The sequence below is a fragment of the Mitsuaria sp. BK041 genome (assembly GCF_014193085.1).
Taxonomy (GTDB): Bacteria; Pseudomonadota; Gammaproteobacteria; order Burkholderiales; family Burkholderiaceae_C; genus Roseateles.
In genome coordinates this window covers 3,076,439-3,096,251 of sequence record NZ_JACHYT010000001.1, presented here as the reverse complement: position 1 = coordinate 3,096,251, position 19,813 = coordinate 3,076,439, and the positions used below count along the sequence as shown (strand labels likewise).

15 protein-coding genes are annotated in these 19,813 nt (G+C 70.5%); 9 read left to right on the top strand and 6 right to left on the bottom strand.

Annotated features, from left to right (window positions below; all coding sequences use genetic code 11):
- Positions 1–45 precede the first annotated feature (45 nt).
- Both FHT38_RS13055 and FHT38_RS13050 read left to right on the top strand, forming a co-directional pair.
- Positions 46–423 (top strand): response regulator transcription factor, encoded by a 378-nt coding sequence (locus FHT38_RS13055; RefSeq protein ID WP_183492031.1) that lies wholly within the window; start codon positions 46–48, stop codon positions 421–423.
- A 131-nt stretch (positions 424–554) separates the two neighbouring features.
- Positions 555–1,994, top strand: a complete 1,440-nt coding sequence (locus tag FHT38_RS13050; protein WP_183492030.1) for a catalase — start codon at positions 555–557, stop codon at positions 1,992–1,994.
- An 86-nt stretch (positions 1,995–2,080) separates the two neighbouring features.
- Here FHT38_RS13050 and FHT38_RS13045 read toward each other — a convergent pair whose 3' ends face one another.
- Positions 2,081–2,653 carry a carboxymuconolactone decarboxylase family protein gene (locus tag FHT38_RS13045; protein ID WP_183492029.1) on the bottom strand — a complete coding sequence of 191 codons (573 nt, stop codon included), beginning with the start codon at positions 2,651–2,653 and terminating at the stop codon, positions 2,081–2,083.
- Positions 2,654–2,804: 151 nt separating this feature from the next.
- Between FHT38_RS13045 and FHT38_RS13040 the strand changes: the two genes are divergently transcribed.
- On the top strand, positions 2,805–3,743 hold the full coding sequence (locus FHT38_RS13040; protein WP_183492028.1) for an AraC family transcriptional regulator: 939 nt from the start codon (positions 2,805–2,807) through the stop codon (positions 3,741–3,743).
- A 25-nt stretch (positions 3,744–3,768) separates the two neighbouring features.
- On the opposite strand, the gene FHT38_RS13035 is transcribed toward FHT38_RS13040, so the two are convergent.
- Positions 3,769–5,994, bottom strand: coding sequence for an ATP-binding protein (locus FHT38_RS13035; RefSeq protein ID WP_183492027.1), 2,226 nt, complete (start codon positions 5,992–5,994; stop codon positions 3,769–3,771).
- A 546-nt stretch (positions 5,995–6,540) separates the two neighbouring features.
- Here FHT38_RS13035 and FHT38_RS13030 point away from each other — a divergent pair.
- Both FHT38_RS13030 and FHT38_RS13025 read left to right on the top strand, forming a co-directional pair.
- On the top strand, positions 6,541–9,471 hold the full coding sequence (locus tag FHT38_RS13030) for a di-heme oxidoredictase family protein (protein WP_310737375.1): 2,931 nt from the start codon (positions 6,541–6,543) through the stop codon (positions 9,469–9,471).
- Between the two features lie 53 nt (positions 9,472–9,524).
- Positions 9,525–10,145 carry an MliC family protein gene (locus tag FHT38_RS13025; protein ID WP_183492025.1) on the top strand — a complete coding sequence of 207 codons (621 nt, stop codon included), beginning with the start codon at positions 9,525–9,527 and terminating at the stop codon, positions 10,143–10,145.
- Positions 10,146–10,185: 40 nt separating this feature from the next.
- Here FHT38_RS13025 and FHT38_RS13020 read toward each other — a convergent pair whose 3' ends face one another.
- Positions 10,186–11,022, bottom strand: coding sequence for a hypothetical protein (locus FHT38_RS13020; RefSeq protein ID WP_183492024.1), 837 nt, complete (start codon positions 11,020–11,022; stop codon positions 10,186–10,188).
- A 192-nt stretch (positions 11,023–11,214) separates the two neighbouring features.
- Between FHT38_RS13020 and FHT38_RS13015 the strand changes: the two genes are divergently transcribed.
- A complete protein-coding gene (locus FHT38_RS13015; protein ID WP_183492023.1) occupies positions 11,215–11,694 on the top strand; it encodes a GNAT family N-acetyltransferase in 480 nt (159 codons plus the stop codon).
- Between the two features lie 46 nt (positions 11,695–11,740).
- Here the strand turns inward: FHT38_RS13015 and FHT38_RS13010 are convergent, their stop codons facing one another.
- The gene (locus FHT38_RS13010) at positions 11,741–12,847 is read right to left on the bottom strand and encodes a Glu/Leu/Phe/Val dehydrogenase dimerization domain-containing protein (protein ID WP_091733266.1); all 1,107 of its coding nucleotides are present in this window, start codon (positions 12,845–12,847) and stop codon (positions 11,741–11,743) included.
- 235 nt (positions 12,848–13,082) lie between these two features.
- Between FHT38_RS13010 and FHT38_RS13005 the strand changes: the two genes are divergently transcribed.
- Genes FHT38_RS13005 through FHT38_RS12995 form a run of 3 tightly spaced genes read left to right on the top strand, consistent with a single transcriptional unit; the run spans position 13,083 to position 16,202 of the window.
- Complete coding sequence (locus FHT38_RS13005) at positions 13,083–14,531, top strand: PAS domain S-box protein (RefSeq protein WP_310737374.1); 1,449 nt, start codon at positions 13,083–13,085, stop codon at positions 14,529–14,531.
- A 4-nt stretch (positions 14,532–14,535) separates the two neighbouring features.
- Complete coding sequence (locus tag FHT38_RS13000) at positions 14,536–14,961, top strand: response regulator (protein WP_091733268.1); 426 nt, start codon at positions 14,536–14,538, stop codon at positions 14,959–14,961.
- Complete coding sequence (locus FHT38_RS12995; RefSeq protein WP_183492022.1) at positions 14,958–16,202, top strand: hybrid sensor histidine kinase/response regulator; 1,245 nt, start codon at positions 14,958–14,960, stop codon at positions 16,200–16,202. The genes FHT38_RS13000 and FHT38_RS12995 overlap by 4 nt, the downstream gene beginning before the upstream one ends.
- A 29-nt stretch (positions 16,203–16,231) precedes the next feature.
- Here FHT38_RS12995 and FHT38_RS12990 read toward each other — a convergent pair whose 3' ends face one another.
- Together FHT38_RS12990 and FHT38_RS12985 are read right to left on the bottom strand one after the other, a co-directional pair.
- Complete coding sequence (locus tag FHT38_RS12990) at positions 16,232–17,575, bottom strand: HlyD family type I secretion periplasmic adaptor subunit (RefSeq protein ID WP_183492021.1); 1,344 nt, start codon at positions 17,573–17,575, stop codon at positions 16,232–16,234.
- Entirely contained in the window at positions 17,572–19,773 is a 2,202-nt protein-coding gene (locus FHT38_RS12985) for a type I secretion system permease/ATPase (protein ID WP_183492020.1), read from the bottom strand. Before FHT38_RS12985 ends, FHT38_RS12990 begins: the two co-directional genes overlap by 4 nt.
- Between the last annotated feature and the right edge of the window lie 40 nt (positions 19,774–19,813).

The following is a 19,813-nucleotide window of genomic DNA, read 5'->3' as shown; positions in this document are numbered from 1 at the left end:
GGCCGTGATCGATCTCCCATGATTCGTTCAAACAGGGAGATCACCATGAAAGTCGCACTGATCGAAGACAACGCGCTGCTGCGCCGGCTGATGGTGACCCGCCTGCAGGCGGAGGCGTCCATCACCGTGGTGGGCCAGGCCTGCAGCGAGAACGCCGCGCTCAGCACCATCGCGCTGTGCGCTCCCGATGTGGTGCTGGTGGACCTGGGCATCGACGGCGGCTCGGGCCTGGGCGTGATCGAGCGCCTGCGCGCGGCGCGCTTCCGCGGCCGCATCCTGGTGCTGAGCGCGCAGGACCGGGCCGCCTACGAGCCGCGGGTGCTGTCCTGCGGCGCCGACGGCTTCTACGACAAGGCCAGCGACTTCGACCGTCTCGTGGACGAGCTCGGCATGCTGGCCAACAGCGCCTGGATGGCCGAGTGAGCGCGGCCCGCGGGTAGGCCCAGCGGAGGGATCCGGACTCGGCCACCTGGGGGATGACAGGGGGAGGCGGCACCCGCATCGTGGCGACTTCGTCCGCGCCCGCGGACCGTCACGCCAGGGAGTCCCCGCTCATGAACCGACCGATCAGCCATGCCCACGGCGCGCCCGTGGTCGACAACCTCAACATCCAGACCGCCGGCCCGCGCGGCCCCGCGCTGCTGCAGGACATCTGGCTGCTGGAGAAGCTCGCCCACTTCGACCGCGAGGTCATCCCCGAGCGCCGCATGCACGCCAAGGGCTCCGGCGCCTATGGCCGCTTCACCGTCACCCACGACATCAGCCGCTACACGCGCGCCAAGCTGTTCTCGCGCATCGGCAAGACGACCGACGTCTTCCTGCGCTTCTCCACCGTCGCCGGCGAGCGCGGCGCCGCTGACGCCGAGCGCGACATCCGCGGTTTCGCCGTCAAGTTCTATACCGAGGAAGGCAACTGGGACCTGGTGGGCAACAACACGCCGGTGTTCTTCATGCGCGACCCGCTGCGCTTCCCCGACCTCAACCACGCCGTCAAGCGCGATCCCCGCAGCAACCTGCGCAGCGCGCAGAACAACTGGGACTTCTGGACGCTGCTGCCCGAGGCGCTGCATCAGGTCACCATCGTGATGAGCGACCGCGGCCTGCCCGACGGCTATCGCCACATGCATGGCTTCGGCAGCCACACCTTCAGCTTCATCAACGCCGACAACGAGCGCCACTGGGTCAAGTTCACCTTCAAGTCGCGGCAGGGCATCCGCAACCTGACCGACGAGGCGGCCGGCCAGCTCATCGCCGGCGACCGCGAGAGCGCGCAGCGCGATCTCTTCGAGGCCATCGAGCGCGGCGAGTTCCCGCGGTGGACGCTCTACGTGCAGGTGCTGAGCGAGGCCGCCGCGCGCGCGCTGCCCTACAACCCGTTCGACCTGACCAAGGTCTGGCTGCATGCGGACGCGCCGCTGATCGAGGTGGGCGAGCTCGAGCTCAACCGCAACCCCGAGAACTACTTCGCCGAGGTGGAACAGGCCGCCTTCTCGCCGGCCAACGTGGCGCCGGGCATCGGCTTCTCGCCCGACAAGATGCTGCAGGCGCGGCTGTTCAGCTATGGCGACGCGCATCGCTACCGGCTGGGGGTGAATCACCATCAGATCCCGGTCAACGCGCCGAAGTGCCCTTACCACCTGTACCACCGCGACGGCGCGATGCGGGTGGACGGCAACGCCGGCGCGGCGCCGGCCATCGTGCCCAACAGCCGCGGCGACTGGGCCGACCATCCGCAGCTGCAGGAGCCGCCGCTGGCCATCGACGGGGCCGCCGCGCACTGGGACCACCGGCTGGACGACGACTACTTCACCCAGCCGGGCCTGCTGTTCCGCCTGATGGGCCCGGCGCAGCGGCAGGCGCTGTTCGACAACACCGCCCGCGCCATCAACGGCGCCAGCCCGGACGTGCAGCAGCGCCACATCGACCACTGCACCCTGGCCGACCCGGCCTATGGCGAGGGCGTGCGCAACGCCTTGCTGGCGCTGCGCGGCTGAGTCCTGGCCTCGAGCCCCGAGCGCGCCGGCGCACGGAGCGCGCGGCCGGGGCCCGGTGCTCGCGCCGCGCGCGCGGCGCCGGTCGATCAGCCGCGGCGCAGCTTCACCGACGGGAAGTCGACCGGCACGGCGAAGGCCACGTTCACGTAGTTCGTGAACAGGTTGAGCGCGACGTGGGCGAGGATCTCCACGATGGCGCCGTCATCGAAGCCCGCCTCGCGCAGCGACTGGACGTCGGCGTCGGTGACCTGCGCGCGGTCGTTGACGACCTTCAGCGCGAACCGAAGCGCCGCGGCGGTCTTGGGATCGGCGGACTCGCCGGCCTGCGCCGCCGCCATCTCCTCGGCGCTGGCGCCGGCCTTGCGGCCCAGCATCGTGTGCGCGGCCAGGCAGTACTCGCAGGCGTTGCGGTCGGCTACCGCCACGGCGATCTGCTCGCCGAGCCGGGCCGGGATCACACCGCCGCCCAGCGCGCCGAAGCTGCCCCACAGGCTCTTGAGGGCGGCCGAGGAATTGGCGACCGCGCGGAACATCGCCGGCGTCGCACCGAAGGCACCCTGGATCTCGTCGAGCACGACCTTGACATCGCCCTGGGCCTGCTTGGGATCGACGAGCGCGACGCGGGAAACGGTGGAGGTGGCGGTGGAGGTGGCAGTCATGGAAAGTCCTTTCAGAAGTAGGAGAAGAGGTCGTTGGCGAGACCGGTCCGGCCCTTCCGGGGATCTCGCAGCGTGTGCCGCTGGACGTCAGTGTGGGTGAGGATGTCGTAGCATTGGCCGCGTTTCATCCGATAAACATACCCAAGCGTCCATGAGCGCCCCGGTCCGAATCCCGAGCCCGGCCCCTGCGACCGCCGCCGTCGTCGCCAGTCCCGCCGCCGCGCCGGTCGACCGGCTGTCGTCGCTGCTGGAGCACTTCCGGGTGCGCGCGCGGCTGTTCCATGTCGGACCGCTCTGCGGCATCAGCCCCTTCGATCCCTTGCCGGGGCGAGGCTTCCTGCATGTGATGCAGCGCGGCGAGATGGAACTGCGCCACCCGGCCGGCGCGGGCCTGCCGCGCAAGCTGCGGGTGAACGAGCCCTCGCTGCTCTTCTATCCGCGGCCGGTCGCGCATGAGTTCCGCAATCCGCCGCGCGACGGCTCGGACTTCACCTGCGCCGAGCTCGAGTTCGACGGCGGCGCGCTCAATCCGCTGGTGCGCGCCTTGCCGCCGCTGGTGCTGCTGCCGCTGGCGAAGGTGCGGGGCCTGGAGTTGTCGCTGCAGCTGCTGTTCTCGGAGACGGAGCGCGCGCGCTGCGGTCAGCGCCTGCTGGCGGACCGGCTCTTCGAGGTGGTGCTGATCCAGCTGCTGCGCTGGCTCATCGACCATCCCGCCGAGGCCGGCGTGCAGCCCGGGCTGGTGTCGGGACTGTCGGACCCCCGCATCGCGCTGGCGCTGGCCGCGGTGCACGAGGCGCCGGGGCAGGCCTGGTCGCTGGCGCGCATGGCCGAACGGGCGGGCATGTCGCGCAGCGCCTTCGCGGCGCGCTTCCGCGACCTGGTGGGGCAGGCGCCAGCGGCTTACCTCGCCGACTGGCGCTTGAGCCTGGCGCAGGAGCAACTGCGGCTGGGACGGCCGATCAAGCAGATCGCCGACCAGCTGGGCTACGCGAATGCGTCGGCGCTGTCACGCGTGTTCACGCAGCGCGTCGGGCGCTCGCCGCGTGAATGGAAGCAGGCCCTGGGCGCCAGCGATCCGGCGTCGAACTGAGTCCGGCGCGCCAAGGCCTCGCGCCTCAGGAGACGGCGCGCGGCGCGCCCAGCAACTGCTGCATCACCCGCTCGAGTTCATTGAACTCCACCGGCTTGACCAGGTGGGCGTCGAAGCCTGCGGCCGCTGTCGCCTCGCGGTCGGAGCGCTGGCCCCAGCCGGTGATGGCGATCAGCGCCAGTTCGTCCCTGGGCGCCATCGCGCGCAGGCGCCGCGCGACCTCGGTGCCGGAGATGCCCGGCAGGCCGATGTCCAGCAGCATCACCCGCGGGCGCAGGCGCTCGAAGTGCCGCAGCGCGTCCTCGCCGCTGTAGGCCACCGAGGCGCGGTAGTGCGCGCCGCGCAGCACCTCGGCCAGCGTGTTGGCGCCGTCCACGTTGTCATCGACCACCATCACGCAGGGCGCCTCGGCGGCCGCGGTCTCCGCGCCCACCGCCGTCTCCGCGACCGCCGTGGGCCCCGCCGGGTCCTCGGCGCGCACCGTCCCGCCCGGCGCGAGGGGCAGCTCGACGATGAAGCGGCTGCCGTGGCCGACGCCTTCACTCTCCACGGCGATGCTGCCGTCGTGCAGCTGCACCAGCTGCTTCGACACGGCCAGCCCGATGCCCAGTCCCGAGGGCGCGGCGCCGCGCGCATCGATCCGCGTGAACAGCTCGAAGACGCGCGGCTGCATCTCCATCGCGATGCCGATGCCGCGGTCCGTCACGGTGATGCGGGCCCGGTCGGCCTCGGCGGCCACGTGCACCATCACCTCGCCGGGCTCGGGGCTGTACTTGGCGGCGTTGTCCAGCAGGTTGCCCAGCACCTGCTGCAGCCGCGTCGGATCGCCGTCCATCAGCACCGGCCGAGGCGGCAGCGAGAGCGAGACCCGGTGCTTCATCTCGCTGTACAGCGGCTCCACCGCTTCCAGCGCCTGCCGCACCACGGTGCGCAGGTCGATGAGCTGGCGCTTGAGCTCGACCACGTTGCGGGTGATGCGGCTCATGTCGAGCAGGTCGTCCAGCAGCCGGGCCATGTGGGCGGACTGGCGCGCGATGATGTCGGTCGCGTGGGCGCGGGTGGCCTCGGTGCCGGACTGCCGCAGCATCGCCACCGCGTAGCGGATCGGCGCCATCGGGTTGCGCAGCTCGTGCGCGAGCGTGGCCAGGAAGGCGTCCTTGCGCTGGCTCTCGCGGCGCAGTTCCTCCTGCGCGGCGGAGAGCTCGGAGACATCGACCGTCGCGCCGATCACGCGCTGCACCTGGCCGTCGTGGGCCTGGACGGGGCGCAGCGAGGTCAGCAACTGGTAGGTCCGGCCGCCATGCGACACCTGCTGCGCCAGGTTCATCGGCCGGGCCGTCGCCACCGCCTCGCGGACGATCTCGGCGAACTGCGGCTCGCCGACCAGGCTGCCGACCTCGGCCCCGATCAGCGCCTCGCGCGAGAAGCCCATCGGCGTGTTGAAGGCCCAGGTGTAGCGGCCCTGCAGGTCGCATTCCCAGGCCATCACCTTGCCGCTGTGCAGCGCCAGGTGGAAGCGCTCCTCGGCCGCCTGGCTGGCGCGCAGCGCTTCCTGCTGGGCCGTCACGTCGACCGCGACGCCGTAGGCGTGCGCCGCGCGGCCCTTGGCGTCGAGGCTGACGTAGCCGTCGAACTGCGTCCAGACGACCTCGGCGTTGTCCGGCCGCGTGATCGGGCAGGCCAGGCTGAAGCGACCGCCGCTTTCGGTCGCGTAGCGGTAGCGCTCGCGGAAACGCCCGGCGTCCTCGGCCGACAGGTCGGCCAGCATGTCCTCCATCGTCGACCAATGGCGGCCGAAGAGCTGCTTCGCGCCGCCCGCGGTGTTGGCGAAGCCGGTGACCACGTCCCAGTCCCAGGTGACCATGCGGCCGGCGGCCAGCGCGAGGTTGAGGCGGCGCCGGCTGTTGCGCTCCTTCTGCATCAGCCGCCCGGCCCAGGCGGAGACCGAGGCCACCAGCGCGCCGGCGAACAGATAGAGCACAACCAGCGCCGCGTCGGCCATCGAGTTGACCGGGAACATCTGGCCGACGGGCTCGATCCAGAAGTAGAGGACGGCCAGGGCGGACGCGGCGAGGACGGCCAGCGCGGGCCCCAGGCCGCAGGCCAGGCCCACCAGCACGAGCGACGGGAAGTAGGGCAGCAGCGGCGCGCGGCTGTTCAGGTCGGGCTGCAGTTGCAGGTTGAGCCACGTCGCCGCGACGAAGACGAGCGCGGCGGCGGGCCAGCGCAACCAGTGCCTCTCGATGACCATGGGACCGACTCCGGGCTGGGACGTCCGGCGACGGCCGGCACGGGCGAAACGTCCCGCCTCGGGCGGCGACGCGGTCCGCAGCATAACGGTCGCTGGGGCAACTTCCGTGCCCCGTACATCAACGGGCGGGTGGGGCGCCGTACCGTCGCAGTCTCTGAAGGGGGAGACTCGACCGACGCGTCGCCGCGCTCGCGGCGGCCTCCCGGGCGCCGTGCGGAGGAAAGCCCGGCCGGGCGGGCCTCGCACGGGGTGACATTATTTGTCCCCTCCGCCTGACAAAACCTGACCCTCATTCCGGAGGCAAGCGCCGGCGGCTACCTCTTTCGAATTAACGTTTTCGTTGTCGGATGGTGATGAATGTGTTTTTGGACGTCGGTTGTGACCGTCTGCAACCGGCACGTTCTCTGCATGAACGAGGCGAAAGTCCACCGGAGTTCCGCGCTCCGGTATTTCGTTTTCCGGATCTGCAGGAGCGTCATGCGCCACCCCGTTTCAGAGGCTGACCCGAAGTTGGCTTGCCCGTCCCCCCCGCGCCCGTGGGGCCTCGTGTTCACCGCCGTGGTCGCGCTCAGCGCCGCCGGCACGCTGGCGGGCTGCGGCGGCGGAGGCGGCTCCTCCGGGGATTCCACCGGCACGCCGCCCGTGTCGGGCACGCCCGCCGCACCGCCACCGGCTGCGCCCGCGCCGCCGGCTTCCGCGCCCGTCGGCAGCGATGAACCCGAGCTGCCGCCCGCCGCGCCGGCCCCGCCGACCCTGCCGACCGGCACCGACAACGCCGCGCCCGCGCTGCCGCCGGCGCTGCAGCTGCCCGCCGGCCTGGACCTGAGCCAGCCCGGCGCCGCGGTCGCGGTCGTCAAGGCGAGCTCCAGCGCCACCGAGAACGACGCCAACGGCCCGGACAAGGCGATCGACGGCAACCTGGCCAGCCGCTGGTCCAGCAAGCCCGACGACAAGGCCTGGATCCAGTTCGACTTCGGCGCCAAGAAGCCGCTCGGCTACCTGAAGCTGGTGTGGGAGAACGCCTATGGCAAGGAGTACGCGCTGCAGGTGTCCGACGACGGCGAAACCTGGTACCAGCTGCGCTACGTGGCCGGCGGCAAGGGCGGCACCGAGGAATTCTTCAACCTGAACGCCAACGCGCGCTACCTGCGGCTGCAGGGCGTCGCGCGGGCCACGCAGTACGGCTACTCGCTGTTCGAGGTCAGCTTCGCCGCGCCCGGCAGCGACAACACGCTGCCGACGCTGAGCACCTCGGCCTTCCCGGTGCCGCCCGCGGGCGCGACGCCGGTGACGCCCGCCGCGCCGGCGCTGCTGGAGCAGGTGCAATTCACGCTGCCGGACGGCACGCTGGTGACCCGCTTCGGCTTCGTCGGCCGCTCGCGCCATGCGCGCGAGCGCGGCGAGGACTGGAACGAGGTCGGCTTCGGTCCCAACGACACCGTGGACGCCAACGGCAAGCCGCAGGACAAAGGGCCGGGCGCCTACCTGAACTTCATCTCCAACTACTTCAAGAACCGCACCTGGGGCGTCGAGTTCATCGACAACAGCCGCGTGGCCGGCGTCACCAAGCCCCGCATCATCGTCAACCAGTACTACCAGCAGGCGCAGCGCGGCGGCGGCCATTCCTTCTTCCGCCGCTTCGACGACGCTGGCGTCACCGGCTATGGCTGGATGTCGCCGGGCCGGCTGCTGGACAACACCACCTACACCGACGGCTTCAAGGACCTGACCTCCTGCCCGGTGGTGCCCAAGCCGCCCGAGGGCGCGCTGCTCAAGCCGACCTCCGGCTTCGCCGGCGTCATCGGCGCGAATGACGGCTGCTCGGTGGTGCTGGACAACGTGCCGGGCCACCAGGACGTGGCCGCCAACGCCAATGGCGTGCTGGTGCCCAACGGCGTCAACGTGCCCTCGCGCGACCTGAAGATCGGCGACGCGATCGAGTTCACCGGCTCCTTCTTCGCGAGCCGCGCGTCGATGGACGCGATCGGGGACAACGGCAACTTCCGCTACTACACCAACGAAGTGACCTATGTCGTGGGCACCGGCCTGCGCCCCTGGTACGGCGTGCAGCCGCGGCTGCTGAACGCGCCGCTGCCGGCCGAGACACTGCTCGGCGGCACCGGCTCGATCTCCTACGACTACGCCGACAACGCGACCTTCATGTTCCAGCAGCCCAACACGCAGATCGGGATGCAGAACATGCAGCGCTTCGTCGAGGGCCGGCGCTGGTTCCACACCAACATGTGGACCGGCGACCACAACGAGGCCGGCAACGACCGCAACACCGCCGCGGTGAAGCTGCAGGGGCCGCGCTTCAACCAGACCAACTGCTTCGGCTGCCACATCAACAACGGCCGCAGCCTGGCGCCGCAGGTGATCAACCAGCGCCTGGACACGATGGCGGTGCGCACCGCCGCGATCGGCGCGGACGGCAAGCAGCAGGCGCATCCGGTCTACGGGCTGGCGGTCCAGATGAATGCGCGCTCCCTCACCACGGGCGCGGCGCAGGACTGGGGCAACGCGGTGCGCGTGGCCGGCTTCGACACCCGGACCGTCACGCTGGCCGACGGCACGGTGGTGACGCTGAGCAAGCCGCGGATCCGCTTCGACGGCCCGACGCCGGCGGCCTATTCACTGCGCAGCGCGCAGCCGGTGATCGGCCTCGGGCTGCTGGAGGCGGTCCCCGACGCGGACATCCTGGCGCGTGTGCGCAGCACGCCGGACGAGGACGGCGTCAAGGGCCAGGCCAACCTGGTCTACGACCCGGAGACCGGCCAGGTGCGGGTGGGCCGCTACGGCTGGAAGGCGACCAAGGTCAGCCTGCGCCACCAGACGGCCAATGCGGCGCTGCTGGACATGTCGGTGACCTCGCCGATCTATCCGAACCGCGACTGTCTGGCCGGCCCGGCGCAGTGCGACAAGAAGAAGGTGGAGAAGGGCCTGAGCGAGGATGAGCTGCAGCTGATCTCGCGCTACGTCGCCCAGCTCGGCGTGCCGGCGCAGCGCAGCCTGGTCAGCGGCTTCCCGAAGGGCGTGACGCCGCTGTCCTACCTGGCGGTGGATCCGGTCAAGGTCGCGGCGGGCGCGCAGGTGTTCGCGAGCATCCGCTGCACCGCCTGCCACGTCGCCGAGATGAAGACCGGCCTGGCCAGCGAGCTCGCGGAGATGCGCAACCAGACGATCAAGCCCTATACCGACCTGCTGCTGCACGACATGGGCAGCGATCTGGCCGACAACCTGTCGGAAGACCAGGCCAGCGGCAGCCAGTGGCGCACCTCGCCGCTGTGGGGCATCGGCTATACCGAGGCGGTGGCCGGTCCCGCCGTGAAGGTGGGTTACCTGCACGACGGCCGCGCCCGCACGCTGACCGAGGCCATCGTCTGGCACGGCGGCGAGGCCGCGGCCAGCCGCCAGCGTTTCGTCAAGCTCAGCACCGCGGACCGGGAAGCCTTGCTGGCCTTCCTCAATTCGCTCTGAGGCGGGGCGGAGAATGGGCCTCCGGATCAAGTTCCGTGGAACAGGAGACCCTGATGACGCCTTTCCGATTGACGCTGATGGCGCTGGCGCTGGCCGCGGCGCCGGCGGCCTGGGCCGCCGGCCCGAGCTTCTCGTGCGCCAAGCCGGCCGGCCAGGCCGAGCGCCTGGTGTGTGAGGACGCCGAGCTCGCCCAGCTCGACCGGGAGGTCGCGCGGCTGTACGGCCTGGCGAGCACCGGCCCCGAGGCCCGGCGGCATCCGGAGTTGAAGGCGATGCAGCGCGGCTGGCTCAAGGGCCGCGATGACTGCTGGAAGCGCGACGACCCGCGGCGCTGCGTCCGCGATGAATACGCGCTGCGCATCGCCGAGCTGCGCGCGCTGCCGGACGCGCGGCGCGAGGACCGGCGCGGCATCGCGGTCGGGCCCGTGCCGCTGCGCTGCCCCACTGTCGACGGTGAGGTCACTGTCACTTTCGTCAACAGCGATCCGGGCGCCGCGGTGCTCAAGACCGCGCAGGGCCGCGTGGTGCTCGACCACGAGGTCAGCGCCTCGGGCGCGCGCTACGGCGGCCGGCTCGCGGACGGCGACTACCTCTTGTGGAACAAGGGCCGGGAGTTCCGCCTGGAACGGCCCGGCCGGCCCGCCGCGGACTGCACCGACGCCGCGGCGCGCTGAGCGCGCGCTGGCGGAAGGGGTTCAGGCGCTGAAGCGATCCTTATGGGACGAAGACCGGTCCGAGCAGTCCGTCCGAGGGGTCGGCGGCGAGCCGGTCGAAAGTCGCTGAGTTTGTCGACGCCTGAAGCCGGATACCGTATATCGACAGATCCTCAGGCCTCACGAGCAACCAATCCCGGGGTTTTCCATCGTTGGCGCCGCGGTCGGGCCGCTGCGAGCGGACGATGATTTCCTTGAGGCGCGGATACTTGGACATGTATTCCTTGTCCTGACGCGCCACCCGCCAAAGGGTCAAATAATTTGAAAGCCCCCATCGCATGACGCCGTCGATGGCTGACGACTGCTGGAAACAAGCCCATGGGCTGCCGTGGAATCCAATGGTTGCATTGACGAGAATAACCGCCTTGGCCGCCGGCAGCAGGTAATTGGCGCAGGCGGACATGCAGAATCCAGCGATCCGCAGCGAGAGCCGGGAAGTTTCCAGGATCTGGGCGATGCGCATGGCGGCAATTGCATCGCCACCGAAGCTGTTGATTTCCAGAACCTGGATTCCAGGAGTTTCCTGGATTCTATTTGTCAAGGCCTGCGGAGTGCTCGCGTCGATTCGGCCTTCGAGACGAATGACGTCGTCTCCTGAGGACTTGAAACTGCTCAGGCGGGCGACTGGACGAATGGCCTGGAAATACTCGCGTGTGGCCGATGTGCCGCCCGCCGATTGCTGGAAGGAGTGAATCCTCTTGGGGATTTCGAAATCCGTCGGCGGAGACTGACCACAGAGTCCGACATGAATCCTCGCTGTTTCATCCGTCGTCGCTGAAACGCCTGGGGAAAGCATCGAGAGGGCGCTCAGGAAAAGGAATAATTGAAGAGCTTTCATTTTCTTCTCGGAAATCGCTTTGCTGAATCGCTGGCTCGGCGCTGGGAATGGATGCTAATCGGAAAGGCGATATCCGGTGTCAAGTGCTTGTCGTGATCGCTGCCTGCGCCGGTGACTAATGGGTTAAATATCGATGCGCCGAATCGCGTAGACTGCGTCGCCTTTTCGACTGGTGGCATCCGAAGGAGTGAGATGACGGTTCAGATGGACTCCGCCGTGGAGCAGCAGGTTTGGGCGGTGCGCCGCGCGCTGCCCTCGGATGCCGAGCAGATCGCCGCGCATGCGTGTTATCGGGAAGAGGACGCCGCGCGGCGCGCTGGCTATGCGGAATGGGTACGGCCTCGCATTGGCAGCCGCCGCTACATCGGCTTTTTCGCCATGCATGAGGGCCGGGTGATCGGCGGCGCGGGCGTCGTGCTGCTGGACTGGGGCCCGACGCGGGCGAATCCCGCTGGGCAGATGGGGCGAGTCGCCAACGTCTTCACCGACGCAGCGCTCCGCGGCCGCGGCATCGCGACCGATCTCGTCGCGCGCGCGATGGCCGCCTGCGAGGCGCTCGGCGTTCGCGAGTTCAACCTCGGCTCGACGCCGGAGGGCAAGGGCCTTTATCGATCGCTCGGCTTCGTCGAGTACCCGGCTGAAATGCGGCGGCGAGTGACGGCTGCACCATGAAAAACGGCGCCCCTCGGGGCGCCGCTGCGTCGAATGAGCCGTCCGCTCAAGCCGGCTTGACCAGCAGCGAGCGCGCCCAGGCGTCCGCCTCGCGGGCCGGCGTCTGACCGCTCGTCTTGACGCGGTCCAGCAGCTCGGCGACGCGACCGCGGATCTGGCCGACCTCGGCCATCACCGCCGATTCCTCGCCTTCGTTGCGGAACTCGCGCGCGACGCTGATGATGCCGCCGGCATTCACCAGGTAGTCCGGCAGGTAGGTGATGCCGCGGGCCTGCAGCGCATCGCCGTCGGCGGCGGTGGCCAGCTGGTTGTTGGCGGCGCCGGCGATCAGCTGGGCCTTCAGCGCCGGGATCGACTGCGCGTTCAGCGTCGCACCCAGCGCGCAGGGCGCGACCACGTCGACGTCCGCCGCCAGGATCTCGGTCACGCTGACGGCCGTGGCGCCCAGCTCGGCCTGCGCGCGCGCGACCTTCTCGGCATTGACGTCGGCGACGACCAGCTTCGCGCCGGCCCGGTGCAGGTACTCGGCCAGATGCCAGCCCACCGCGCCCAAGCCCTGCAGCGCCACGCGCACGCCCTCGAGCGAGTCGCGGCCCAGCACGCGCTTGACGCCTTCGTCGATCGAGACGAACACGCCGTAGGCGGTCTTGGGGCTGGGGTCGCCGCCGAAGGCGCCGTCACGCGGGATGCCCGACACATACGAGGTGTGGGCCATCATGCCCTTCATGTCGGCCGTCGTCGTGCCGACGTCCTCGGCGGTGATGTAGGCGCCCTGCAGCGACTGCACCGCGCGGCCGAAGGCCGCGAACAGCGCCGCGCGGTCGAAGTCGCCTTGCGGCTTCAGGATCACCGCCTTGCCGCCGCCGAAGGGCAGGTTGGCCAGTGCGTTCTTCAGGCTCATGCCCTGCGACAGACGCAGCGCGTCGTTCAGCGCGGCCAGCTCGTTGTCGTAGCTCCAGAAGCGGCAGCCGCCGAAGGCCGGGCCGCGCGCGGTGCTGTGCACCGCCAGGATCGCCTTCAGGCCGGTCACCGGGTCGGCGGCCAGCAGCACGCGTTCGTGCGGGGCCTGGTCGGGCAGGCCGAAGAGCGAGGAGGGGAGGGAATCGGACGAGCCGGCGGCCAGCGCGCGGGCGATGTCGGTCAGGGCGTTCATGGGTGAACCTGCACTTGTGATGCTTGAAGGAAACCGGCGCCGCGGAGGGCGCCGTGCGGCCCGCAGGCGCTTGTGGCGCATGGGGGCCGCCAGTGTAAGCGGTGCCCCCGCCGAGACCGATGTCGCGCCCCATCGCCCCCTCCTGGGGACGGGCACCCCCTTGGCGGGTCCCCCGGGCCCGTGATACACCTGCGCGCACAACTTGTGCGCAAAACGCACGCCCAGGGAGGGCACCGTGTCAGACAACCCCGCCGACGACCGGTTCCGGTCGATCGTCGAGGCGATCCCGAACGCCATCGTCCTGGTGGACCGGGAGCGCCGGATCCGGCTGGTCAACCGCAAGGCCGAGGAACTCTTCGGCTACGCGCGCGAGGACCTGTTGGGCGCGACGGTCGAGACGCTGATACCGACGCGTTTCCGTGAGGGCCATCCCCGCCAGGTGGACGATTTCTTCACGCGGCCCGAGACGCGCGCCATGGGCGCGGGCCGCGACCTCTTCGGCCGGCGCAAGAACGGCGAGGAAGTGCCGATCGAGATCGGCCTGAGCCCCATCGACACCGCCGAGGGCCTGTGCACGCTGGCCGCCATCATCGACATCACCGAGCGCAAGCGCGCCCAGGAGCGCTTCGAGCTGGTGGTGGAGGCCTCGCCCAGCGCGATGATCATGATCGACGCGGCGCGCCGCATCCGGCTGGTCAACCGGCGGGCCGAGGAGATGTTCGGCTACGCGCGGGCGGAATTCCTCGGCCAGCCGATCGAGATGCTGGTCCCCGAGCGCTACCGGGCCGGGCATCCGGGCCACGTGGCGTCCTTCTCCAGCCGACCCGAGGCGCGGCCCATGGGCGCGGGCCGCGAGCTCTTCGGGCTGCGCAAGGACGGGTCGGAGATGCCGGTGGAGATCGGCCTGACGCCGATCGACGCGCCCGATGGGCATTACGTCGTCGCCTCCATCATCGACATCACCGAGCGCCGCCGCAGCGAGGACGAGTTGCGCCGCAGCAATGCCGAGCTGGAGCAGTTCGCCTACGTGGCCTCGCACGACCTGCAGGAGCCGCTGCGCATGGTGGCCAACTACACCGAGCTGCTCGCGCAGCGCTACGCCGGGCAGATCGACGAACGCGCCGACAAGTACATCCGCTATGCCTCCGACGGCGCGCGCCGCATGCAGCGCCTGGTGGCGGACCTGCTGGCGTACTCGCGGGTGGGCTCGCAGGGCAAGCCGCTGGTGCCGGTGGAGGCGGACCAGGTGCTGCAGGCGGTGACGCATGCGCTGCAGCGCCTGCTGCGCGAGTCGGGCGGCCTCGTCGAGAGCGACCCGCTGCCGCGCGTGCAGGCTGACGAGGGCCAACTGCACCAGCTGCTGCAGAACCTCATCAGCAACGCGATCAAGTTCCGGTCGCAGGCGCCGCCGCAGGTGCGGATCACGGCGCAGCCGCAGGGGCAGCGCTGGCTGTTCCAGGTCAGCGACAACGGCATCGGCATCGACATGCAGTACGCGCAGCGCGTGTTCCAGATGTTCCAGCGGCTGCATGAACTGGGGCGCTACGAGGGCAGCGGCATCGGCCTGGCCATCGCCAAGCGCATCGTCGAGCGCCACGGCGGCACGATCTGGATCGACTCCGCGCCGGGCCAGGGCAGCACCGTGTCCTTCACCCTGCTGGCGGCCCGTCCCGAAGGAGCCTGAGCCCATGAGCCAACCGCTGAACATCCTGCTCATCGAGGACAACCCCGGCGACGCCGACCTGGTGGCCGAGACGCTGGAGCACAGCCGGCTGCGCCTGGACATCGCGGTCGCGGTGGACGGCGCGCAGGCGCTGTCGCGACTGCTGCGCGAGCCGCCGTATGAGGCGGCCGAGCGGCCCGACCTCATCCTGCTGGACCTCAACCTGCCCAAGCTGAGCGGGCGCGAGGTGCTGGCGCGGATCAAGGCCGAGCCCGAGCTCAAGGAGATCCCCGTGGTGGTGCTGACCTCCTCCGACGCCGAGCACGACATCGTCAAGAGCTATCAACTGGGCGCCAACTGCTACGTCACCAAGCCGGTGGGGCTGGTGGCCTTCCAGTCCATCGTGCAGGCGATCGAGGGCTTCTGGTTCACGGTGGTGAAGCTGCCATGAGCGCGCTGCCCGACGACCTGGGCCGGGAGCCGCGCCGCGCGCCGCTGCCCATCCTGCTGGTGGAGGACAACGACGGCGACGCCGACCTGATCACCGACCTGCTGGCCGAGGCCACGCCCGCGGCGCCGCGCCCGGTGATGCGGGCGACGCGGCTGTCCGAGGCGGTGGCGCTGCTGGAGCGGCACCGCGTCGCGGCCGTGCTGCTGGACCTGCACCTGCCCGATGCCGCCGGCATCGAATGCGTCAGCGCGGTGCGCGCGCAGGCGCGCGACACGCCCATCGTCGTGCTCACCGGCATGGAGGACGACGCGCTGGCGATGTCCTGCATGACGGCCGGCGCGCAGGACTACCTGTCCAAGCAGGACGTGCGGCCGCGCACGCTGGTGCGGGCGATCGACTATGCCGAGGCCCGCAGCCGCGAGGCGCGCGTGCGCATGCGGGCCCAGGCCCTGCGCCTGCGCAGCGCCGAGCTGGAACTGGAGAACAAGCGCATCCTGGAGATCAGCCGCCACAAGGGACGGCTGCTGGCCAACATGTCGCACGAGCTGCGCACGCCGCTGAACGCGGTGATCGGCTTCTCGCAGCTGATGGCGGACGGCGCGGCCACATTGCCGGCGGAGCGGGTGCGCAACTACGCGGGCCACATCCTGTCCAGCGGCCGGCACCTGCTGGACCTGATCAACGACATCCTGGACCTGGCGCGGCTGGAGGCGGTGGGCCTGGAGCTGCATCCCGACCGGACCAACGTGGCCGAGGTGGCGCGCGAGGTGGTGGACGTGGTGACCGGCAGCTTCGCCGACAAGCCGCTGGCGGTGGACATCGAGATCGACGATCAGCTGGGCCTGGTCTGGACCGACACGCTGCGGCTGCGGCAGGTGCTCTACAACTACCTGTCCAACGCCTGGAAGTTCACGCCCGAGGGCGGACACCTGACGGTGCGGGCGGCGCCTTGCGGCGACCAGCGCTTCCGGGTCGAGGTGGAGGACACCGGGCCGGGCATCGCCGAGGAGGACCTGGCCCGGCTGTTCACCGAGTTCACGCAGCTGCCCTCGACGGCCCGCCGCCAGTACCCCGGCACGGGGCTGGGCCTGGCGCTGACCAAGCGCATCGTCGAGGCCCAGGGCGGCCGCGTCGGCGCGAGCAGCGAGGTCGGGCGGGGCTCCACCTTCTTCGCGGAGCTGCCCGACCCCGAGGCGCCCGGCGAGGCGTCGCCGCCGGCCGGGCCCGCCGAAGCGCGTTGACCAGGGCGACGCGGGTCGGTGCCCGGCGCTCAGCGTTCGCGCAGGCTTTCCTCTCGGTGCTGGACCAGCGGCGAGAGCACGTACTCGATGACGCGGCGGCGGCCGGTGCGGATGTCCACCGAGCCCGACATGCCGGCGCTGATCGGGACCGGCTTGCCTTCCACCATGACCTGGTTGCGGGCCAGCTCCACGGTGACCGCGAAGAGCAGCCCGCGCTTGTCGTCATGGACGGCGTCGCGAGAGACGTGCAGCACGCGGCCCGGCACGGTGCCGTAGCGGGTGTAGTCGAAGGCGTCGATCTTCACCGCGACGGTGTCGCCCGCATGGACGAAGCCGGCGTCGCGGTTTTCGATGAAGGCCTCGAACTGCATGCGGTCGCTGGCGGGCACGATCTGCATCAGCGCCTGCGCGGCCGGCACCGCCGCGCCCTCGGTGTGCACCGTCAACTGGTGCACCGTGCCGTCCACCGGCGAGCGCAGCTGCAGCAGCGCGCGATGGGCGCTGGCGCGGGCCACGTCCTGCGCGGCCCCCTGCGCGATGCGCTGCGATTCGGCCAGGCGGTCCTGGGCCGTCTTGCGCAGGCTGGCGCGCAGCTCAGCCTGCTGGGCGCGGGCCAGGGCGATCTGGCCCTCCAGCTCCAGCCGCGCGGTCTTGCGCTGCATCCACGCGTCGCGCGAGACGTCGCGCGTGGCGGCCAGCGCCTCGTAGTCCCGCTCGCGGTCCTGGGCCAGCGGCAGCGAGGCGGCGTAGCGCGCGATCTCACGGGCCAGGCGGTCGCTCCGGGCGGTGTACTCGCTCCAGGCGTCGGCCAGGAAGAGCTCGCCGTCGCGGCGTCGCTCGGGCGTGATGTCCTCCAGCGGCGGGAGCCGCGGCGCGCGCCCGGTGCCCAGCGCATCGATCAGCGCGCGCTGGATGGCCACCTGCACGGTGGCGGTCTGGCGCTCGCCGTCGGCCTTGTCGAACTCGCTGCCGGCCTCGCGTCCGTCGAGCTCGATGAGCAGCTGGCCGGCGCGCACGCGCTGGTTCTCGACCACGTGGATGGCGCGCACCGAGGCGACCTGGGTGGAGGAGATGGTCTTGGTCTCGCCGGTGACGGCGATCTTGCCCTGGCCGACCGAGACCACGTCGACATGGCTGAAGGTGGCCCAGGCCAGCGCGACCAGGATCATCAGCACCAGGCCGCGCGCGACCCAGCGGCCGGCCGGCGAGACCGGGCTGGCCTGCAGCGCCAGCGCGGCGGGCAGGAACTCGGCCTCGTGGGCCTTCAGGTCGGGCGTGCCCTGGGCGGACTGCAGCCGCCAGGCGTGCCCGGTGACCTGGGCGTAGCGGCCGAGCAGCTCGGCCGCGGCTTGGAATCGGTGTCGCAGGCTCATGATTGCGTCTCCCGGGAGGTGTCCCGCAGCGTCTGCTGCAGCGAGTTCAGGTGGGTGTAGATGCCGTCGGGGTTGGCGAGCAGTTCGTCGTGGGTGCCGGACTCGGCGACCTCGCCGCGCTCCATGACCACGATGCGATGCGCGTCGCGGACCGCCGAGAGGCGGTGGGCGATGATCAGCACCGTCCGCCCCTGGCAGATCGAGCGCATGTTGTCCTGGATGACCTTCTCGGACTCGTAGTCCAGCGCGCTGGTGGCCTCGTCGAAGATCAGGATGCGCGGATCGCCGACCAGCGCGCGCGCGATCGCGATGCGCTGGCGCTGGCCGCCGGACAGGCCCGTGCCGCTCTCGCCGACGATGGTGTCGTAGCCGTCGGCCAGCTCGCAGATGAAGTCGTGCGCGCCGGCCAGCTTCGCGGCCTGGATGACGGCCTCGATGGACAGGGTGGGATCGGCCAGCGCGATGTTGTCGCGGATGGAACGGTTGAAGAGCACGTTGTCCTGCAGCACCACGCCGACCTGCTGGCGCAGCGAGGCGGTGTCGATGACGGCGATGTCCTGGCCGTCGATCAGGACGCGGCCGCGATTGGGCACGTACAGGCGTTGGACCAGCCGCGTCAGCGTGCTCTTGCCGGAACCGGAGCGGCCCACGATGCCGATGACCTGGCCCGGCTCGATGCGCAGCTTCACGCCGCGCAGCACGTCGGACGCGTCGGGGCGGTAGCGGAAGGCGACGTTGTCGAACTCGATCGCGCCGGACAGGCGCGGCAGGCGGGTCTTCTGGCCGGCGACCTCGGGGCGGGCGTTGAGCACATCGCCCAGCCGCGCCACCGAGATGCCGACCTGCTGGAAGTCGTTCCACAGCTGCGCCAGGCGCAGGATGGGACTGGAGACCTGGCCAGCCAGCATGTTGAAGGCGACCAGCTCGCCCACGCTCAGCTTCTGGTCGATCACCAGCAGCGCGCCCAGCCACATGATGGCGGCGGTGACCAGCTTGCTGATCAGCGTGATGCCGGCGTTGGCGACGGTGGCGATGTTGGTGACCGACTGGCCGGCGGTGACGTAGCCGGCCAGCTGCTTCTCCCACTTCTGGATCCAGCGCGGCTCCACGGCCATGGCCTTGACCGTGTCGATGCCGCTGATGGTCTCGACCAGGAAGGACTGGTTCTCCGCGCCCTTGTTGAACTTGGTGTCCAGCCGGGCGCGCAGCACCGGCGTCAGGACCACAGACACGATGAGGTAGAGCGGGATGGAGAGCGCCACGATCAGCGTCAGCGCGGGGCTGTACCAGAGCATCACGCCGAAGAAGACGACCGAGAACAGCAGGTCCAGCACCAGCGTCAGCGCGTTGCCGGTGAGGAAGGAGCGGATGTTCTCCAGCTCGCGGATGCGGGCGACCGAGTCGCCGACGCGGCGCGCGTGGAAGTAGGACAGCGGCAGCGCCACGAGGTGGCGGAACAGACGCGCGCCGAGCTCCACGTCCAGCTTGTTGCTGGTGTGCGAGAAGACCCAGGAGCGGATGCCGGTGAGCACCACCTCGAAGACGGTGGCGCAGATCAGGCCGACGGCCACGACGTTGAGGGTGCTCATCGCATGGTTGACGAGCACCTTGTCCATCACGACCTGGAAGAACATCGGCGTCACCAGGCCGATCAGCTGGATGAAGAGCGAGATGAGCAGCACCTCGCCCAGGATGCGGCGGTAGCGGACGATGGCCGGGATGAACCAGGTGAAGTCGAACTTGGCCATCTCGCCGGCGAAGCTGGCCTTGCTGGTGAACAGCATCAGGGTGCCGGTCCACAGCGCGACGAACTCGTCGGTGCCGAGCACGCGCGGCGCCTGGCCGGGGTACTGGATCAGCACCTGGCGGCCGCCGTCGGGGGACTGGCGGCATTGGGCGAGGAGGAAGCGGCGGCCCTCGCGGTCGCGGCCGATGGCCGGCAGCGGTGCCTTGTCCAGGCGCTCCGCGGGCTGGCGCAGCAGCTTGGCCTTCAGGCCGAGGTGGCCGGCGGCCAGCTGCAGCGTCTGGTCGTCGAAGGCCTCGCCGCCGAACTGGTGGCGCAGCTGCGCCTCGTCGGCGGGCAGGCCGTGCAGGGCGGCGATGGAGAGCAGGCAGGCGAGGGCGGGGTCGGTCGGGGTGGCCGGCGCGGGCACCGGCGCGGCGGGTGCCGGTCGGTCCAGAGGCAGGGTGGTGTCCATGATGGGCTCGGTGGAAGCGCCGCGCGGCGGGGCGCGCGGC